At 64.7% G+C, this 17,837-nt stretch carries 13 protein-coding genes; 6 read left to right on the forward strand and 7 right to left on the reverse strand.

The genetic code is table 11. The annotated features are described in order from the left end of the window. Window positions 1-136: 136 nt before the first annotated feature. The 6 genes from recD to AB5Y81_RS18065 all read right to left on the reverse strand — a co-directional run bounded on the left by recD (window position 137) and on the right by AB5Y81_RS18065 (window position 10,817). On the reverse strand, window positions 137-2,176 hold the full coding sequence (gene recD / locus AB5Y81_RS18040; RefSeq protein ID WP_279485192.1) for an exodeoxyribonuclease V subunit alpha: 2,040 nt from the start codon (window positions 2,174-2,176) through the stop codon (window positions 137-139). After that, on the reverse strand, window positions 2,173-5,778 hold the full coding sequence (gene recB, locus AB5Y81_RS18045) for an exodeoxyribonuclease V subunit beta (protein ID WP_279485190.1): 3,606 nt from the start codon (window positions 5,776-5,778) through the stop codon (window positions 2,173-2,175). The genes recD and recB overlap by 4 nt, the downstream gene beginning before the upstream one ends. Continuing rightward, on the reverse strand, window positions 5,778-9,110 hold the full coding sequence (recC, locus tag AB5Y81_RS18050; RefSeq protein WP_279485189.1) for an exodeoxyribonuclease V subunit gamma: 3,333 nt from the start codon (window positions 9,108-9,110) through the stop codon (window positions 5,778-5,780). The genes recB and recC overlap by 1 nt, the downstream gene beginning before the upstream one ends. 224 nt (window positions 9,111-9,334) lie before the next feature. After that, entirely contained in the window at window positions 9,335-9,727 is a 393-nt protein-coding gene (locus AB5Y81_RS18055) for a DoxX family protein (protein ID WP_024941255.1), read from the reverse strand. A gap of 40 nt (window positions 9,728-9,767) precedes the next feature. Further along, window positions 9,768-10,454 carry a pirin family protein gene (locus tag AB5Y81_RS18060; protein WP_005306141.1) on the reverse strand — a complete coding sequence of 229 codons (687 nt, stop codon included), beginning with the start codon at window positions 10,452-10,454 and terminating at the stop codon, window positions 9,768-9,770. A gap of 30 nt (window positions 10,455-10,484) precedes the next feature. Further along, window positions 10,485-10,817, reverse strand: a complete 333-nt coding sequence (locus AB5Y81_RS18065) for a hypothetical protein (protein WP_011707661.1) — start codon at window positions 10,815-10,817, stop codon at window positions 10,485-10,487. A 257-nt stretch (window positions 10,818-11,074) separates the two neighbouring features. On the opposite strand from AB5Y81_RS18065, the gene AB5Y81_RS18070 reads away from it, so the two are divergent. Both AB5Y81_RS18070 and AB5Y81_RS18075 read left to right on the forward strand, forming a co-directional pair. Next, entirely contained in the window at window positions 11,075-11,989 is a 915-nt protein-coding gene (locus AB5Y81_RS18070; protein ID WP_010635876.1) for a LysR family transcriptional regulator, read from the forward strand. A gap of 445 nt (window positions 11,990-12,434) precedes the next feature. Continuing rightward, the gene (locus AB5Y81_RS18075; RefSeq protein ID WP_005306152.1) at window positions 12,435-13,199 is read left to right on the forward strand and encodes a helix-turn-helix transcriptional regulator; all 765 of its coding nucleotides are present in this window, start codon (window positions 12,435-12,437) and stop codon (window positions 13,197-13,199) included. A gap of 60 nt (window positions 13,200-13,259) precedes the next feature. Here the strand turns inward: AB5Y81_RS18075 and AB5Y81_RS18080 are convergent, their stop codons facing one another. After that, window positions 13,260-14,078, reverse strand: coding sequence for a UTRA domain-containing protein (locus AB5Y81_RS18080; protein ID WP_368146757.1), 819 nt, complete (start codon window positions 14,076-14,078; stop codon window positions 13,260-13,262). 197 nt (window positions 14,079-14,275) lie between these two features. Between AB5Y81_RS18080 and AB5Y81_RS18085 the strand changes: the two genes are divergently transcribed. The 4 genes from AB5Y81_RS18085 to AB5Y81_RS18100 are packed head-to-tail and all read left to right on the forward strand — an operon-like array spanning window position 14,276 to window position 17,834. Next, window positions 14,276-15,322: an ABC transporter substrate-binding protein gene (locus AB5Y81_RS18085; protein WP_005306158.1), complete on the forward strand. Its 1,047-nt coding sequence runs from the start codon at window positions 14,276-14,278 to the stop codon at window positions 15,320-15,322. 10 nt (window positions 15,323-15,332) lie between these two features. Continuing rightward, complete coding sequence (locus AB5Y81_RS18090) at window positions 15,333-16,166, forward strand: alkaline phosphatase family protein (protein WP_279485188.1); 834 nt, start codon at window positions 15,333-15,335, stop codon at window positions 16,164-16,166. Then, window positions 16,166-17,065: an ABC transporter permease subunit gene (locus AB5Y81_RS18095; RefSeq protein ID WP_005306164.1), complete on the forward strand. Its 900-nt coding sequence runs from the start codon at window positions 16,166-16,168 to the stop codon at window positions 17,063-17,065. Before AB5Y81_RS18090 ends, AB5Y81_RS18095 begins: the two co-directional genes overlap by 1 nt. Further along, complete coding sequence (locus AB5Y81_RS18100) at window positions 17,058-17,834, forward strand: ABC transporter permease (RefSeq protein WP_010635871.1); 777 nt, start codon at window positions 17,058-17,060, stop codon at window positions 17,832-17,834. The genes AB5Y81_RS18095 and AB5Y81_RS18100 overlap by 8 nt, the downstream gene beginning before the upstream one ends. Window positions 17,835-17,837: the final 3 nt, after the last annotated feature.

The following is a 17,837-nucleotide window of genomic DNA, read 5'->3' on the forward strand; positions in this document are numbered from 1 at the left end:
TTAAGTGTCAAAAATGACAGACACCATTACCTCACGTCACGGTCATAAAACATACAGCTCATTGCCACAGCACTGTTGGTCCAATTAGCACTGCGTAACGGGTCAACGGCAACGCCCTTCACCGCCGTACCATCGCTCACTCCCCCAACCTCTCCGCCAACCCTGAATAACGCTCGGTCTTTTTCCGCACCGCTTGGGCCAGCAGGGCGCGATCGCCGTAGAGATCGAGCCGTGCCTTGGCGCGGGTGATGCCGGTATAGACCAGCTCGCGGGTCAGCAAGGGGCTGGGACTGTCGGGCAGCACCAGCACGGTATGGGCAAACTCCGAGCCCTGGGATTTGTGGATGGTCATGGCGTAGACGGTTTCGTGGGGCGGCAGCCGGCTGGGCAAGAGGGCCCGCAGGGTGCCGTCCGGCTGCTCGAACCAGACCTTGAGTCGCCCGCTTTCATCGGGCAGGCAGAGCCCCATATCGCCGTTGTAGAGGCCGACCCCGTGGTCGTTGCGCACCACCATCACGGGGCGGCCCGCATACCAGTCGCCGTCGCGGACAATCAGCCCGGCCCGTGACAGGGCCAGTTCGAGGCGCTCGTTGAGCCCCTCGACCCCGAACGGGCCGCCCCGCAGGGCGCAGAGGATCTGAAAGCCGTTGAATGCCTTGAACACGGCGGCGGGTGCCTCCCCCGCACGGGCCGCCTTCAGATAGCTGCCGTAACCGGCCACCCCCTGGGCAATCAACTCGTCATAGGCCTCCCCCGCCCAGGGGTGCAGGCTGATATCCGTAAAACCCGCGCCCCAGACCGCCTCCACCGCCGCCGCATCGCCGCAGTTGCAAGCGCGCGCCAGCTGGCCGATGCCGGAGTGCTGATCAAAGCGCCAGCTTTTGGAGAGTAAACAGAGGCTGTCGCGCACCGGGGCCCCCGCGGGCGTGCCCTGCAAGCGGTAGCCGGTCTGGCGGGAGAGCCAATCCGCCTGGGCGGGGCTGATGCCCTGTTCGATAAAGCTGCAGATATCGCCGAGCACGGCCCCCGCCTCCACCGAGGCGAGCTGATCCTTGTCACCGAGCAGGATCAGGCGAGCGTGGCTTGGCAGCGCGTCCAGCAGGCGCGCCATCATCGGCAGGTCCACCATGGAGGCCTCATCCACCACCAGCAAGTCCAGGTGCAGCGGGTTGCCTTTGTGATGGCGGAACTGGCTGCGCCCCGGGATCACCCCGAGCAGCCGGTGCAGGGTGCCCGCCTCGGTGGGGATGGCTTCCACCCACTCGGGGGGCAAGTCCAGCGCCTGCAGGGCAGCGCCGATACTCTCGGTCAGACGCGCCGCCGCCTTGCCGGTGGGGGCCACCAGCCGGATCGCAGGGGCCTTGCCCGCTTGCAGGCCGGTCTCCACCAGAATGGCCAGCAGTTTGGCGACCGTGGTGGTCTTGCCGGTGCCGGGGCCGCCGGAGATCACCGCAAAGGGGCGCGCCGCCGCGGTGGCCGCCGCCAGCTTCTGGCCGTTGCAGCAGAGCGACTCGGGCACCAGCGCATCCAGCTTGTTCAGGTCGTTTGCGGCCTGAGCACTGGCCAGCAGCGCCTCGATGGCAGGCCACTCCACTTCGTTCGGGAACACCAGATCCAGGTACTTCAGGGTAAAGTGGCGGGCCGAAAAATCCGGTGCGAGGCGGGCCTTGAGCAGTGCACCGAACACCAACCCGTAGTCGCGGGCAAAGAGACGCGACAGGGCCGGGGCAATCTCCGGCCATTCGGCGCGCTCGCTCAAGGCGCGCAGATGGCGGGCCACTCCCTGCTCGTGATCGTGGTAACGGGTGAGGTAGAGACGGCCGTGCCAGAGCCGCAGCGGCCAGCGCGGGGCTTGCCCCTCATCTTGTTCAGTGCCAACGAGCGGGCTTGCCGCAAACAGGGCGGGCCACCGGGCCGGATCCGCCAGATCGGCCAGCAGATCCCGGCCCTGATCCGGATCCAGCCCGAACGGGCGCAAGGATCCGGCAGATAACATCTCCAGCGGCAGGCAGACATGGCCGCGCCCCAGCTCGAAGCAGGCGAGCGCCGCCCCCAGCACCAGCTCGGGAGTGCCGCCAAGGTCGGCCACCAGCTTGGCAAATTGCAGATCCAGCTGGCGGATGCGCCCCGCCAGCGCCAGGGCCTTGAGCCGTTCGATCATCATTGCGCTCTTCATGCTTCTACCCCGTTATCCCATTCTTGTGCAGAGGCGGTCGTTGCCCCCTCGCTAAACAGCCGATCCAGCCCCTGCACCAGCTCGCGGCTGGGGCGAGTATGGAAGATCCCCCCCTGTGGCATGCCGCGCAGGAACAGATAGAAGACCCCGCCAAAGTGCTGGTCGAAGTCGTAGCCCGGCAGACGCAGGGCGAGCAGCCGGTGCAACGCCAGGGAATAGAGCTGGTATTGCAGATCGTAGCGATGCTCCACCATGGCCTGCTCCAGCGCCGGCCGGCTGTAGTCGGCCGGGCTCATGCCGAGGTGGTTGGATTTGTAGTCGAGCAGATACCAGCGCCCCTGCCACTCGAACACCAGGTCGATAAAGCCCTTGAGCATCCCCTGCACGGTGGCGAAGCTCAGCGGCTTGTTGCCCCACGACAGCGGGTCGTGCTGCTGGCAAAGCGCGGTCAGCGCAGGTGCCGTCACCCGCCCCATGGGCAGGAAGAACTCCAGCTCCACCTGCTTGCGCTCGGGGGCCAGATCCCGCAGCCGTAACGGCTCGCCAAAGCCCGTTTCAAGCGGCGTCTCCAGCACCGCCTCCACCTGCTGTTGCAGCACGGGAGCCCAGCTCTCGTCGAAGCCGTCCTGCGCCAGCAGGGTGGAGATATGCTGTGCCAGCGAGTCGCCTGCGGCACTTTGAAAGTCGATGGTCTCGAACAGGCTGTGCAGCAAGGTGCCGGGGCGCGCCCCCTTCGGGAAGGTGAAGATGGAGGGCTGGGGCGCCTGCACTGGCTCTTCGGCAGCCAGCGCGGCCGCCTCGGTCACCACTTCGTCATCGAAGCCGGGATTGGCCAGCACCCCCTTGCTGTGACCGTGGCCCTGGGCCGCGAGACCGGTGTAGGAGCTGATCCACCAGTCCCGCTCAAGGGTGCCGCCAAAGCGGCGCACCTGGGGCTCGCCCAGTTGCTCCTCTTCTGGCGGCAGCGGGGCCGGGCGGGTGAGCGAGGGCTCACCGACGGCCACCCCGGGCAGATCTTCAGCAAGCGAACTGAGGGCGGTGGCCAGGGTCGCGGCGTCCCCCTCCTCCCCCTTTTGCAGCAGGTAGCCGATGGCGGTCTGGTGCAGGTCGGTCTTCTCCGACTTGCCGTTGCCGGAGCGCACCGGCGCCAGCCCCAGCCAGGTGGCGTAGACGCCCCGGGTCAGCGCCACGTAGAGCAGCCGCAGATCCTCGGCGAGGCGCTCCTTGTCGGCCTCCGCCAGGGACTCCTCGGCGCCGGTGAGATCGAGAATGGTGCGATTGCCCGCCTCATCGGCCTCGTGATAGAGGGGGGTATCGGCGCTGCGGTGGCTGCAGATAAAGGGGAGGAACACCAGCGGGTACTCCAGCCCCTTGGATTTGTGGATGGTGACGATCTGCACCAGCTTGCGCTCGGACTCCAGGCGAAGTATCTGCTCCGTATCCTGGCCGCTCTGGCGGTTCACCGCCTCCCCCAGCCAGCGCAGCAGGGCGTATTCGCCGTCCAGCTCGCTGCTCACTTGCTGGAGCAGCTCCCCCAGATGGAGGAAGTTGGTCAGCCGCCGCTCCCCGTAGGGGCTCGCCAAAAGCGATGCGGCGAGATTGCGCCGGTGCAGCAGGGCCCGCAGCATGGCCAGCACGCCACGGCGATGCCAGACCTTGCGGTACTCCATAAACTCCTGCACCGCGCTCTCCCAGGCCCGCTCGTCACTGGCAAGCTCGTCGAGGGCCTTGGCATCGAGATCGAACAGGCCGGTGGCGAGGGCCGCCCGCAGGCTCCTCTCCTCGCTCGGGTTCTGGCAGGCGTGCAGAATGAGCAGGATCTCCCGCGCCTCCACCTGCTCCAGCACGCTCTCGCGATTCGACAGATAAACCGAGGCGATGGCGAGGCGTGCCAGCTCCTGCTGCACCAGCTTGCCCTCGGCGCCGGTGCGTACCAGCACGGCGATATCCCCCGCTTTCACCGGCTCACTGCCGATCAGCGCCTTGCCCTCCCGGGCCAGGGTCAGCAGGCGGTGGATCTCCGCCGCTGTGGCGCGGGCCATCTTGCTCTGGTAATCCCCCCGGTTGAAGGTGGGCTGGCCGGTGAGCTGCCAGCAGTGCAGCACGGGGGCGGTTTCTCCATCGAGGCGCAGCGCCTTGCTCTTGCCCTGCGCCTCCACCGGCAGGAAGGGGATATCCGCCTCGTAGATAAAGGGATCCTTGGCCCGCTCGAACAGACCGTTGACCGCCGCCACCAGGGCGCCGCTGGAACGCCAGTTGCGCCCCAGGGTGTAGTGGGCGCTCACATTTCGCCGCGCCTGAATGTAGGTGAAAATGTCGGCGCCGCGAAAGCCGTAGATGGCCTGCTTGGGGTCACCGATCATCAACAGCGCCGTGTCTTGGTGGCCGCCGTACAGCCGGTGGAAGATACGGTACTGCTGGGGGTCGGTATCCTGAAACTCATCGATCATGGCCACCCGGTAGGTGGCGCGAATACGATCGCAGAGCCGCTCGCCAAGGGGAGAGCCCAGCGCACCGTCGAGGTCTTTGAGCAGATCGTCGAATGAGAGCTGATGTGCCTGGCGCTTGCTGGCCTGCATCCGGCTGCGCACCATCACGGCGGCCCGCTGCAGGATAAGGTCGCGGATGCCGGGACGGCTCGCCAGCAGCGCGTCGATCTCGCTGAACAGCGGCAGGGTGGGCACAGCGCCCCCCTTCTTGAGGTTTTCCTCCAGCACCGTCTGGCCGAAGCGCTCCAGCTCCTTGGGAATGGCGTATCCGCTGGCATCAATCTGTGCCCAGTCGGCTATCTTGGCGAGCCAGCCTTCGTAGTTCTTGCCGGTGTAGCGGCTGATATGGCCGTCGGTCTGGCGGCGGATCTCGTCCACCTGCGCCAGCCATTCACGCTTCACCGCCTCAATGCGGGCCATGGCTGCCTGATGGCGGGCGGCCAGGGTCTCGTCCCCCGCCGGCGGGCGCATCTCCAGTTCGCTGTTGTCGAGCCAGCCATTCATCTCCCGCAGCAGGGCGGCGGGGCTTGGCCAGAGCGCGCGCACGGCGCTCGCCAGGGTTTTATCCACCGGATAGAACTCGGCGCGCCAGTAGTCGCTCACCGCCTGCAACCTGAGCTGGCTGTCGTCGGTGAGAAATTCGGTTTCGAAGAGGGCGCCTGACTCGAAGGCGTTTTGCTTGAGCATCCGCTGGCAGAAGCCGTGGATGGTGAAAACGGCCGCCTCGTCCATCTGCCGCTCGGCGGCAAGCAGGCGGCGGGCCGCCAGCTCGTGATCCTCCACCTCGGCTAGCAGCTGGGCCAGCAGGGCATCGCCGCTTTGCCCGCGCATAAAGGCGAGGCGCGCCTCGTGGATGCGGCCGCGGATCCGCCCGCGCAGCTCGGCAGTGGCCGCCTCGGTAAAGGTCACCACCAGGATCTCGGTCACCGACAGGGGCCGCTCGTGGGCGCTCGCCTGACCAGCATCGGCGCCTTCTTCAATGAGCGGGCCGTGACCCAGCAAGAGGCGCAGGTAGAGACCGGCGATGGTGTAGGTCTTGCCGGTGCCGGCAGAAGCCTCGATCAGCCGCTCGCCATGGAGGGGAAAACGCAGGGTATTGAGCGGATTGGCCATTATTGCAACTCCTCCAGCGCCTTGAGCAGCGGGGTCAGGTGTTCGCGGGCCAGCGCCTGCAGCTGGGCCAGCACCTCGTCATCGAGTTCCGGGAAGCAACGGGCGACGTAGACGTCCTGCCCCTCCCCCGTCACCATGTAACCGCCGTTGAAGCGGGCGAGGGCCGCCTTGTCGGCGGCCTCCGGCTTCTCCGGATCCTTCTCGATCCCCTTGAGCCACTCCCAGGCGGTGCTCGGGAAAAACGGCAGCGGCCGCTTCATCCCCTGGGTCCAGAGCGCCACCAGGGCCGCCAACTTGGGCCGAGCCTCGTCGGCCGCAAGCCTGGGCAGGCGCAGGCTCTGCTTGGCGTCAAACAGCAGGGTGTCGCCGGGGGCATCGCTCAGGGCGAGGCAAAGGTGCTGGATCCAGCCCAGCAACAGATCCTTGCCGTTGAAGCTGCCGGGTTTGATCACCAGCAAGCGCCCCTTCTGGGTGTCGATCCACCCCTGCAACTGGCCCTGGGTCAGGGAGATATCGATCTCCACCGCCTGTTTGTCCGCCTCATTGGCCGCCACCCAGGGGCGCAGGCGCGCCGCCAGCTTGCCCATCTCGGCATCCAGATCATCCAGCAGCAGGCTGCCGAACCAGCCCTGGGGCAGCAGGCCGGAGAGCTGCAGGCGCTGGCGGCGCTCCTCGCTTTCCCCCTGCGCCAGATGGGCATCGAGCAGCAACGCCTTGAGCTGGTAGTGCTGCAGGCCGTCCAGCTCGAACGGCTCGCTGTCCTCGATCTCGGCCTCATCCAGTTCGAACCACACCTTGAGGCGGCGGTTGAGGAAATACTTGGCGGGCTGGCGATAGAAGCGCAGCAGCTCCGCCAGCTCCAACCCCTGCTCTTTCCCCCATTCGGGGGGCAGCGGCAGCTCGCCGCTCTGGAAGTTGGCGGCCCCGCGCTGCGGGCTCAGGGCCGGCAGCCAGTCGGCGGCATAGGTGAAGAGGCCGGAATCCGCCTCTGGATAGAAGTAGCTGCGGCTGTAGGGGGTGAGCGGGTGTTCGACGATCAGGTGTTCGAGCAGCCGCTTGCCGGACGTCTCGTCATCTAGGCCCTCATCCCCCGCCAGCACGAAGCCCTGGCGCACATAGTCGATGAGCTCCGCCAGCAGCACGGAGGGCACCTTCTCGCTGTTGTCCTGGGCGCTGAAGCCCTGATAGCTGATGTAAAGCCCCTGCTGGGCGCTCAGCAGCGCCTCTAGGAAGAGGTAGCGGTCGTCGTCGCGGCGCGAGCGATCCCCGCGCCGGCCCGCCACCGCCATCAGGTCGAACCCCATGGGGGGCAGGGTGCGCGGGTAGACGCCGTCGTTCATGCCGAGCAGACAGACCTGCCGAAAGGGGATGGAGCGCATCGGCATCAGGGTGCAGAAGTTGACCTGACCGGCGAGGAAGCGCTGGCTGGAGCGGGACTCCCCCAGCACGCTGCCGAGGTAATCCTGTAGCAGGTCGGCACTGATGGGCTGCTCGAAGCGGGCCTCGCCAAGCTGGGCGAGCCAGTCAGCCAGCTGGCTGCGAATAAGCTGCAGCTGGCGCTCTTCATCCTCGTCGGCCAGATAGAAGCGCTCCAGCAGTTCGTTGAGGCAGGCGATCCACTCGGGCAGCGACTGCGCCTGTTGCAGGCGGGGCAAAAATTCCGCCAAGGAGTCGACAAACCAGGCAAGCTTGCCGAGCGCCAGCCCCTGCTGCCCCTCGATATCGGCGTAGGGCAAAATGCCCGCCACCGGCTCGCCGTCCCCCATGGCAAAGCCGAGCAGCATGCGGCGCAGGCCGAACAGCCAGCTGTTGCCAGAGAGGCGCGGCAGATCGAAGCGCTCCGGGTAGCCGTCATCCAGCCCCCAGCGGATGCCGGTCTCCTGCACCCAGCGTCGCAGCTGGTTGAATTCGTCGTCATCGAGATCGAAGCGGCGCAGCACGGCGGGCACCTCGAGGATGGCGAGCAGCTCGCCGGCTCCCAGCCGGGCGTTGGGGAGTCTCAGCAGGGCGAGGAAACTTTGCAGCAGCGGGCTCTCCTGGCTCGCCGCCCGATCGGATACCGCGAAGGGGATCTGGCCTCTCGCCCCGAACACCGCCTGGATATAGGGGCCGTAGCTGTTCACATCCGGCATCATCACCACCACGTCTTTCGGGGTGAGGGTGGGATCTTGCTCGAACAGCGCCAGCAGCCGGTCGTGCAGCACCTCGAGCTCGCGCATCGGGCCGTGGCAAGCGTGGATCTGCAGGGATCCATCGCTCGCGTCGATCGGGCCCTTGTGCTGGCTGCTATCCAGTTCAAACTCGCCAGCTCCCCGTTCGGCCAGCTCCAGCACATCCTGCTGGATGGCGCGCAGCAAGCTGGTGTCGTCGATATCGACGAAGGCCTCGATCTGCGGCACCTCCAGCTCCATCAGCTGGTGCAGGTAGTCGCGCCCCAGCTTGCCCATGGAGGCGAGCAAGGGGTTGGCGGGGCCCTGCAGGGTGTCGAGATCGGTGCCGGGTTTGAGCTTGTTTTCGAGGCGCGCCAGGGTCTTGCGATCGAGCAGGTCACCCCAGTAGTAGCGGCAAGGGTTGGTGACGAACAGATGCACCTCCACCTCATCCCGGCTGCCGAGGGCCAGCAGCGCCTCCACGTAGCGCGGCGGCAGCGCCGAGATGCCGAACACGAAGACCCGCCGAGGCAGCTTGCCCGGCAGATCCGGGGTGCGCTCCAGCTCGTGGATAAACTCCTCGTAGAGGTTGGCACGGTGGTAGCCGCTGGGTGCCAGCGCCAGGGTGCGGGCCACCAGCTCGCGCCAGAGCTCCGGCTGCCAATCCTGACCGCTCACCCCGGCCAGCTCCTGGCTCAACCCTTCCCCCTGTTCCCAGCGGGCGATCCAGTCCGGCCGGTAGACCAGATACTGGTCAAAGAGATCCGCCACCTTCTGGCAGAGCTGCCACAGCCGCACCTGCTCGGGATCCTTGGAAGGATCCGCGTCATCCCCGCCCAGATAGGCGGCCAGCGGCGCAAAGGCGGGGCGATCGAGCAGGGCGGGCAAGATGGTCATCAGCTGCCAGCTCATGGAGCCCTTGTTGTAGGGACTCTGGCGCGGCACGTCCGCCAGCACCCGGGTGAACATCTCCCAGATAAAGCTGGCGGGCAGCGGAAAGTCGATGTTGGCGGCGATGCCGAAGGCCTTGGCCAGCTCCAGCTTGAGCCACTGGGCCATGCCGGGGCTCTGCACCAGGATCTGCTCGTGCTCGAAGGGGTGAGCGAGGGGGGTCTGCCGGATGCGGCTCACCAGCAACTCTTTGAGCAGATCCAGCTGATTGGAGTGGTAGAGGGTAAACATGGGCAATTCCCGCCAGTGCAAAAGAGGGGTCAGCGCGGGAAAACCTCAAGGATCCCCGTCACGTCACAGGTATCGGGATTGTCGGGGATCGGGGGATAAGATGCAAAAGGCGCTTGTTGTCGCCGATCACATCGCCCATCTGCCACAGGCAAATGTGACGGGCATAAAAAAGCCGGTGTAATTGCACCGGCCAAAAGGCGTTGGAAAACTCGAACCTGCGGGGTTTACCAGTTCTTGCCGAGGCGGGCATCCAGGCTGAAGGCCCCTGCACCGGCCGCCGCCAAGGCCAGGAAACCACCGGCCACGGAGACGTTCTTCATGAACATCAGCATCTGCATCTGGTCGGCAGGCTGATAGTGGAAAATAAAGGCGGCCATCAGGGTGAAACCGGCCATCAGCACGGAGAGGCTGCGGGTAAACAGGCCCAGCATGATGGCGAGGCCACCGCCCAGCTCCAGCAGGATCACCAGCGGCAGGATGAAACCGGGCACGCCCATGGCTTCCATATACCCCTGGGTACCGGCGTAACCGCCGATCTTGCCCCAGCCCGCAATCACAAACATCAGAGCCAGCAGTACGCGACCCACCAGCAGTGCCAAATCTTTCATCTTGTCCATTTCAATATCCTCGTTTTGCGTCACATCACCGCTGACTGCTTCAGGGTAGGTCAAATAACAGGGCTTGGCTGGCACTCATGGCCACCAGATCCCATTTGGGCTCATCACGACTGAGTACCCCGTCGCCGGGTCGGGCAGCCAGACCGTTGGCGGCAAGCTCCCCTGAAATCATCTGCAGGTAACCGTGTCGGCCGGCCAGCTCCCAGGTGAGGCTCTCACCCGGTTCAAGCTGCAACCGCCAGACGCGGGCCTGCTGGCGGATCCTGAAGGATCCTGCTTCGCCGTCCGGTGACGCCACCAGCGTCATGCCCGGGTTGGCTTCAATCTTCTTCTGCTGATAGCCGGGTGTCGTGCCGTGTTCGTTCGGCTCGATCCAGATTTGCAGCAGGGAGAGCGGCTCGGTCTGCGAGGGGTTGTACTCGCTGTGCCGGATGCCGGAGCCTGCGCTCATCAGCTGGAAATCCCCCGCCGGGATCTGCTCGGCATGGCCGAGGCTGTCCTTGTGCTCTATGGTGCCTTGCAGCACGCAGGTCAGGATTTCCATGTTGGCGTGAGGGTGGGTCGCGAAACCGCCACCCGGCGCCACCAGATCCTGATTGATGACCCGCAGCACTGAATGCCCCATCCAGTCCGGGTCGTAGTAGTGCCCGAAGGAAAAGCTGTGGCGCGCATCCAGCCAGCCGAAGTTGGCCTTGCCGCGCGCTTCTGCGGCTCTCAATTTCATCATGGTGTGCTCCTCACGTACCGATACGGTTGATTAACGCTGTTTGCCGCTACCGATGCCGAACGGAATGCGGTAGTCGCTGCTCTGCTCACCCAGGCTCACGGTCAGGTTGCCCTGGGTGCGGCTCGGGATCTGGACCTGCTGGCTGCCCATCAGGTTGGCGTGGACGGAGGCAACCAGGTCGCCAGACTCGTCACGCACTTCCAGCATGGGGTTGCCCTTGCCTTCCACCGCGGCGGTCGCGTGCCAGTTTACAAACAGCACGCCCGGGGCTGCGTTGAGGTCGGCCGGGACGGAAGCCTGAGCAAAACCTGCGGTCATCAGGCCTGCAACGGCCAGCATCTTGATTACGTTTTTCATGTTCATTCACTCTCTTGGTTTTATGTCATTGCCAAGGCCGCTGTGGCCAGAATCAATGCATCCATGCAAGAGGTCATTCAAATAGTGTGTTGTTCTTTCACCGAAGTCAGACGCCCTGATTGAGGGGGTCACAGTCTGGAACTACCCGTTTATTTGGCTGCTTGGCGCTCCTGCCTAAGCGTTGATTGAATATTAAAGACACTTGGCCTAACTTGTTAGCGAGATAAACTGGCAAACATGTTCAAAAAAATTGAAGGCAATTTATGGCCAAGGAACTGAACAAGGAACGGGCACTGACCCTGGAAGCCATCCGGGTGCTGGATGCCATCGATCGCCGCGGCAGCTTCGCGGCGGCGGCCGACGAACTGGGCAAGGTGCCCTCGGCGCTGAGCTACACGGTACAGAAGCTGGAAGACGAGCTGGACGCCATGCTGTTCGACCGCAGCGGCCACAGAACCAAGTTCACCCCGGCGGGCCGCATGCTGCTGGAGCGCGGCCGGATACTGCTGGAAGCGGCCGAACACCTGGTGGGCGAGACCCGGGCGCTGGCCCGCGGCTGGGAGACCGACATCACCATCGCCGTCGATGCGCTGGTGCCGCTGCAGGCGCTCTACCCGCTGGTGGAGCGGCTGGCCGAGCTGACCGATACCCGGCTGCGGCTGCGGGCCGAAGTACTGGCGGGCAGCTGGGAGTGTCTGGAGGATGGCCGGGCCGACCTGCTCATCTCCTCCCTCAATCCCGACATCATGATGACCGGCATCAAGCACCAGCCGCTGCAGGAGGAGGTGATGCTCTACGTCGCCCACCCGGATCACCCCCTGCATCAGGAACCCGAGCCCCTGGCGGACGATACCCTGCGCCGCTACCGGGCCATCGCGGTGGCCGACACGGCGCTGCGCAAACCGGTGCTCACCTATCGTCTGCTCGACAAGCAGCCGCGGCTGACCGTCAGCACCATGGGTGAGAAGCGCGACGCCCTGCTGGCGGGGATCGGGGTCGGCACCATGCCGCTGAGCTGGATTGAAGAGGACATCCGGGCCGGACGGCTCAAGGTGATCGGCCCCGAGTATCGCCACCAGATCCAGGTGGTGCTGGCCTGGCGGCGCGACACCATGGGCAAGGCCAAGAGCTGGCTGATCCGGGAGATACCCAAGCTGTTTCCCTGCAAGGGGGAATAAATGTCTGTCGCGCGAGGGCGACGGCGCAGGAAGTGCCGAAACTGAGCCCCTGTCTTGACGGCGGGCTCAGATTCTAGGAAAAGAAAAAAGCGGCCCTCTTGCGAGTTCCGCTCAATGCCAGGAAAGAATAAAAAACCTTGCGGTTTAAAAAACCCTTAAATTGGAAGCAAACAATCGATTTCTCAACCAGGAAGGTCTTGAATCCGATTCGTTTTGAATTATGCGCGATGTTTTATGCGCCACCAGCAAAATGTTGAACGGTTGAAGGATATGCACCGCAGAGTATCACTATCTGCAACCTTCGAGCGCGACTGGTCTGGCCATTTCAATCGATTAGGTCGGGTTTGTTTCCTCTGGTTTTTTAAAGTGTCAATATCTGAGCCCACAGCGACAAAAGAACTCAATTTCTGACACAACATAAAAATGCAGATAAAGGAATAGTTGCATGACCTACAGCCAGACCCTGGCCAACAATATTCTCGACACCCTGAAGAAGACCCTGACCGACAAGGGGATCCGCTATCAGACCCTGGCAGAAGCCATGGGGGTCTCCATCGCCACCGTCAAACGGATGATGAACAAGCCCTCCCTGCCGTTCGACACCCTGCTGGAGGTGTGCCACCTGGTGGGGCTCTCGTTCGAGGAGCTGCTGGACCGCACCCAGGACGCCCAGAGCCGGCGCGCCGTCTTCACCCAGGAGCAGGACGAGGCGTTCCACAGGGAGCCCGGCCTCTACGCTTTTCTCGCCAACATCTTCTGGCGCGACAAGACGTTAATCGATCTCAAGCGGGAGTACGGCCTGACCGATGCCTCCTGCTACCTCTACCTGCGCAAGCTGGAGAAGCTCGGCATCCTGCAGCTCGGCATCGACAACAGCTACCACTTCCTCATCAGCGAGCGGATCAGCTTCGAGCAGCACAGCCGCTTCGCCCGCCAGCAGGCGCGCCAGGCGATGTCGGTGCTGGGGGACTATCTGGTGGAGAACATGCACAGGCCCAACAACTACATGGCCCTGTGTCAGCTCCACCTGGACGAGAGCGAGGCGATGGCGCTGATCGAGCGGATGAAGGAGTACTGGCACCAGGAACTCAAGCTCAACCGCCCCGCCATCGGCCAGCGGGAGGGCAGCAAGACCTACACCATGTCGCTGCAACTGGCCGACTGCGGCTATCAGAGCTTCGACGATCTGATCCCCAATATCGACAACTGATCCCGGCGGATCCCGCGGGATCCGCTCCCCCTCCTTTCCAGGCTGGCGTTGCTTGCCGGCTCACCCCTGATCCACGAGCCGGGTTTGCTGCTGCTTGCCTGCGAGGGGCTGCAATGCTCGCGTATCGAGACAGATGCGGATGGCATCCGGTCGCCAGTGCTCGATGTCGCAATCCACCAGCGCTCCCCGCTCGTCATAATTGACCCGCACCAGCCGCAGCACGGCACTCCCCTCCGCCAGATTGAGGGCGCGGGCAATGGCGCCACGCGCCGCCGAGGGGGTGATCTCGAGGCTCGCCCCCCCCTGGCCTATGCCATAGCGCTCCCGATAGAGCTCGGTGAGGGAGCTGGCCAGCGGCGCGCTGGCGATGTCGGGAAAGCGGCTTGCCAGCAGGTGGTGGCTGACGTGCAGCACGGGGCGCCCGTCGATAAGGCGCAGGCGGCGGATTTCATAGAGCGGGGTGAAAGGCTCCAGCCTCATCCAGCGGCAGAGCTCGCTGCTGGCCAGCTCGCCGCCGTGGGCCAGCACCCGGGTCTCGGCGGTGCGCTGCTGCTCGCCGATCCACTGGTGAAAGTGGGTGTGGATGGCGGGGTCGTAGGTGAGGCGGGGCGGTGCCACGAACCAGCCGCGCCGCTCGGCCCGGTAGATGAGGCCATCCGCCTCGAGGCTGGAGAGCGCCTCCTTGATGGTGATGCGGGTGGTGGCGAAGCGCTCGCTCAGGGCCCGCTCGGCGGGCAGCTGCTGCCCCGCCGCCAGCTGACCGCTGCCGATATAGCGGCGCAGGGTCTGGCAAATCTGTTCACACTTGGAGGCGCGGCCATCGGCCACTGCCCGCTCGCTCAATCTCGGTTCGATCACGCTCATCTTCCTGTCGATCATCCTGGCTGCCGTGGCTGACTCAACTCTCGCTGGAGTAGTCCAGCCTCACTCGGATTGAGAGTTGTAACCGTGCAGGATGACAGCGCCATGACAGGACGATTGTCATCAAACTGCCATCAAAGCGCCCCGCCACCGTCATATTTTCCCTCTAGCATCCCTCTCGAACCTTAACTGACCTAGTCCAGAGGGATGGAATGATGAAAAGCGTGATCGCAAGTGCACTGGCCCTGGTGGCCATCAGTCAGCCACTGTTTGCCGCCGAGAACATCGCGGATCTCGAGAAGGCCGCCCGCGGTGAAGGCCAGCTCAGCAGCGTCGGCATGCCGGACAGCTGGGCCAACTGGAAGGATACCTGGCAGCAGCTCGGCAGCATCTACGGCATCAAGCATCAGGACACCGACATGAGCTCGGCCCAGGAGATCGCCAAGTTTGCCGCCGAGAAGGGCAACGCCACCGCCGACATCGGCGATGTGGGCGGCGCCTTCGGCCCGGTGGCGGTCAAGCAGGGGGTCACCCAGCCCTACAAACCCTCCACCTGGGCCGACATTCCGAACTGGGCCAAGGATGCGGATGGTCACTGGATGCTGGCCTATACCGGCACCATCGCCTTCCTGATCAACAAGGATCTGGTCAAGGCCGCCCCCACCAGCTGGCAATCCCTGCTGGGCGGCGACTACAAGGTGACCCTGGGTGACGTGGGTGTCGCCTCCCAGGCCAACAACGGCGTGCTGGCGGCGGCCTATGCCACCGGCGGCAGCGAGAAGAATCTGAAACCTGCGCTGGAGCTGTTCGGCAAGCTGGCCCAGCAGGGCCGTCTGTCGCTGAACGACCCCACCATCGCCAACATCGAGAAGGGCGAAGTGGAAGTGGGGGTGCTGTGGGACTTCAACGCCCTGAACTACCGCGACCAGATCGACCCCAAGAAGTTTGATGTGGTGATCCCGAGCGACGGTTCCGTCATCGCCGGCTACACCACCATCATCAACAAGTGGGCCAAAAACCCCAACGCCGCCAAGCTGGCGCGGGAATACATCCTCTCCGACGCCGGCCAGATCAACCTGGCACGCGGCTACGCCCGCCCCATCCGCAGCAACGTGACCCTGCCGGATGACGTCAAGGCCAAGCTGCTGCCGGCCGAGCAGTACGCCAATGCCAAACCGGTCCAGGATCACGCCGCCTGGGAGCAGAGCTCCAAGGCACTGCCGCGCCAGTGGCAGGAAACCGTCATGATCAACATGCAGTAAGGAGCGGCCAGTGCAACACAAGGTGATAGTGGTACTTGTGGATGGCCTCTCTGCCGAGGTAGCCCATTGCATGGGCTACCTCGCGGGCATGGTGGAGGCGGGACAGGGGTTGCAGGCCACCCTGAGCTGCGCCCTGCCCTCCCTCTCCCGGCCCCTCTACGAGTGCATCCTGACCGGGGCGACGCCGGTGGAGAGCGGCATCACCCACAACGGGGTGAGCCGTCTCAGTCGGCAGGAGTCCATCTTCCATCTGGCCCGGGCGGGCGGCAAACGCACCGCAGCCGCGGCCTATCACTGGGTGAGCGAGCTCTACAACCAGAGCCCCTGGCAAGCGGCCCGCGATCGCTTCACCCATGACGAGCGACTGCCCATCCAGCACGGCTGTTTCTACTGGGATGACGGCTACCCCGACAGCCACCTGCTGATGGATGGCGAGTGGCTGCGCAGCCAGTACGACCCCGATTTTCTCTTGATCCACCCGATGGGGGTGGATGACGCGGGCCACCAGTTCGGCCTCGACTCCCGTCAGTACCGCAATCAGGCGCGCCGGATGGACAGCCTCTTGGCCGACCTGCTGCCGCAGTGGCTGGCGGAGGGGTATCAGGTGGTGATCACCTCGGACCACGGCATGAACAACGATCTCAGCCACGGCGGCACCCTGACCGAAGAGCGCCGGGTACCGCTCTGGCTGTTTGGCGATGCGTTCGTGGCCCAGTGGCCGGCCGGTCCCGTCATGCAGCAGACCCAGCTCTGCGCCCTGATGGCCGACCTGCTGGGAGTTTCCCACGACAAGCCGGGCTGCCCGCCGCTGCTCAAGGCCGGCAACCTGCCGGAGGTACACTGATGATGCCCGCCACCACCGAGATCCTCGCGGATCAACCGACCGTCACCCGGCGCCGGCTGCGCCGCCACTGGCTGCCCGCACTGGTGCTGCTGCCGTTCGTTCTCCTGATGATCCTGTTCCAGCTCGCCCCCATGGTATGGGTGCTGGTGGGCAGTTTTCAGACCCCGGATGGCTGGGGCCTCGACTACTACCGGGAGATTTTGAGCTCCCCCTTCTACCTGCAATCGTTCGGCAACTCCTTGCGCATCGCCGGCATCGCCAGCCTGGCGGGGCTTGCCATCGGCACCCTGGGGGCCGCCGCGCTGCGCCACAGCGGCGAGCGGGTAAAACGGCTGCTGCTGGCCTTTGTCACCATGACCGGCAACTTCAGCGGAGTGCCGCTGGCCTTCGCCTTCATCATCATTCTCGGCATCAATGGCGCCGTGACCTTGCTGCTGAAATCCTGGGGCCTCATCGACGGCTTCAACCTCTACTCGGGCAGCGGCCTCATCCTCATCTACACCTACTTCCAGATCCCGCTCGCTTTGCTGCTGCTCTACCCGGCCTTCGATGCGCTGCAGGATGAGTGGCCGCAGGCCGCCGCCCTGCTCGGCGCGAGCAAGAGCCAATATGTCTGGCACGTGGCGCTGCCTGTGCTCACCCCCGCCCTGCTCGGCACCCTGATCATCCTGTTTGCCAACGCGGTGGGGGCCTATGCCTCCGCCTACGCCCTCACCACCGGCAACTTCAACCTGGTGACCATCCGGGTGGCCAGCCTGGTCTCCGGCGACATCTTCCTCGAGCCCAATATGGCGGCGGCGCTGGCGGTGATCCTGATGGTGCTGCTGGGGGTGGTGACGGCCGCCAACCAGTGGCTGCTGAAAAAGAGCTACGTGAACAAGGGGCAATCCCATGCATGATTTGAAACCTGGCTGGCCGCGCTGGGTGCTGGGGGCCCTGGTGGCCACCCTGCTGTTGCCGCTGCTGGCCACCTTCCTCTACTCCATCTCCACCCGCTGGGGGGCCACCCTGCTGCCAGACGGCTTCACCCTCGACTGGTATCTCAAGCTCTGGGGCGACCCGCGCTTTCTGGCGGCGTTTGGCCGAAGCCTGCTGGTCTGCTTCGCCACTCTGCTGCTGGGGACCCTGGTGCTGGTGCCGACCGTGCTGGTGGTGGCCTACTACTTCCCCAAGCTGGATCCCTGGATGAACCTGCTGATCCTGCTCCCCTTCGCGGTGCCGCCTGTGGTCTCCTCGGTAGGGCTGCTGCAGATCTACGCCGACGGCGTTCTGCCCATTATCGGCACGCCGTGGATCCTGATCGGCACCTGGTTCACCGTGGTGCTCCCCTTCATGTACCGGGCGCTGGCCAACAGCCTGCAGGGGGTGCCGCTGAAAGATCTGATGGATGCCGCCCACCTGCTGGGGGCGAGCAGCCGGCGCGCCTTCCTGCTGGTGGTGATCCCCTGCCTGCGCAAGGGGCTGCTGGCGGCGCTGTTTCTCTCGCTCTCCTTCCTGCTCGGCGAGTTCGTGTTTGCCAACATGCTGGTGGGCACCCGTTACGAGACCCTGCAGGTCTACCTCTACAACATGCGTTCGACCTCGGGCCACTTCACCAGTGCGCTGGTGATGAGCTACTTCCTGCTGACCCTGCTGCTCACCTGGGCGGCGAACAGATTTCATAGGTGAATC

Source organism: Aeromonas sp. s2, assembly GCF_040907935.1.
In the GTDB taxonomy this organism is placed as follows: domain Bacteria; phylum Pseudomonadota; class Gammaproteobacteria; order Enterobacterales; family Aeromonadaceae; genus Aeromonas; species Aeromonas dhakensis.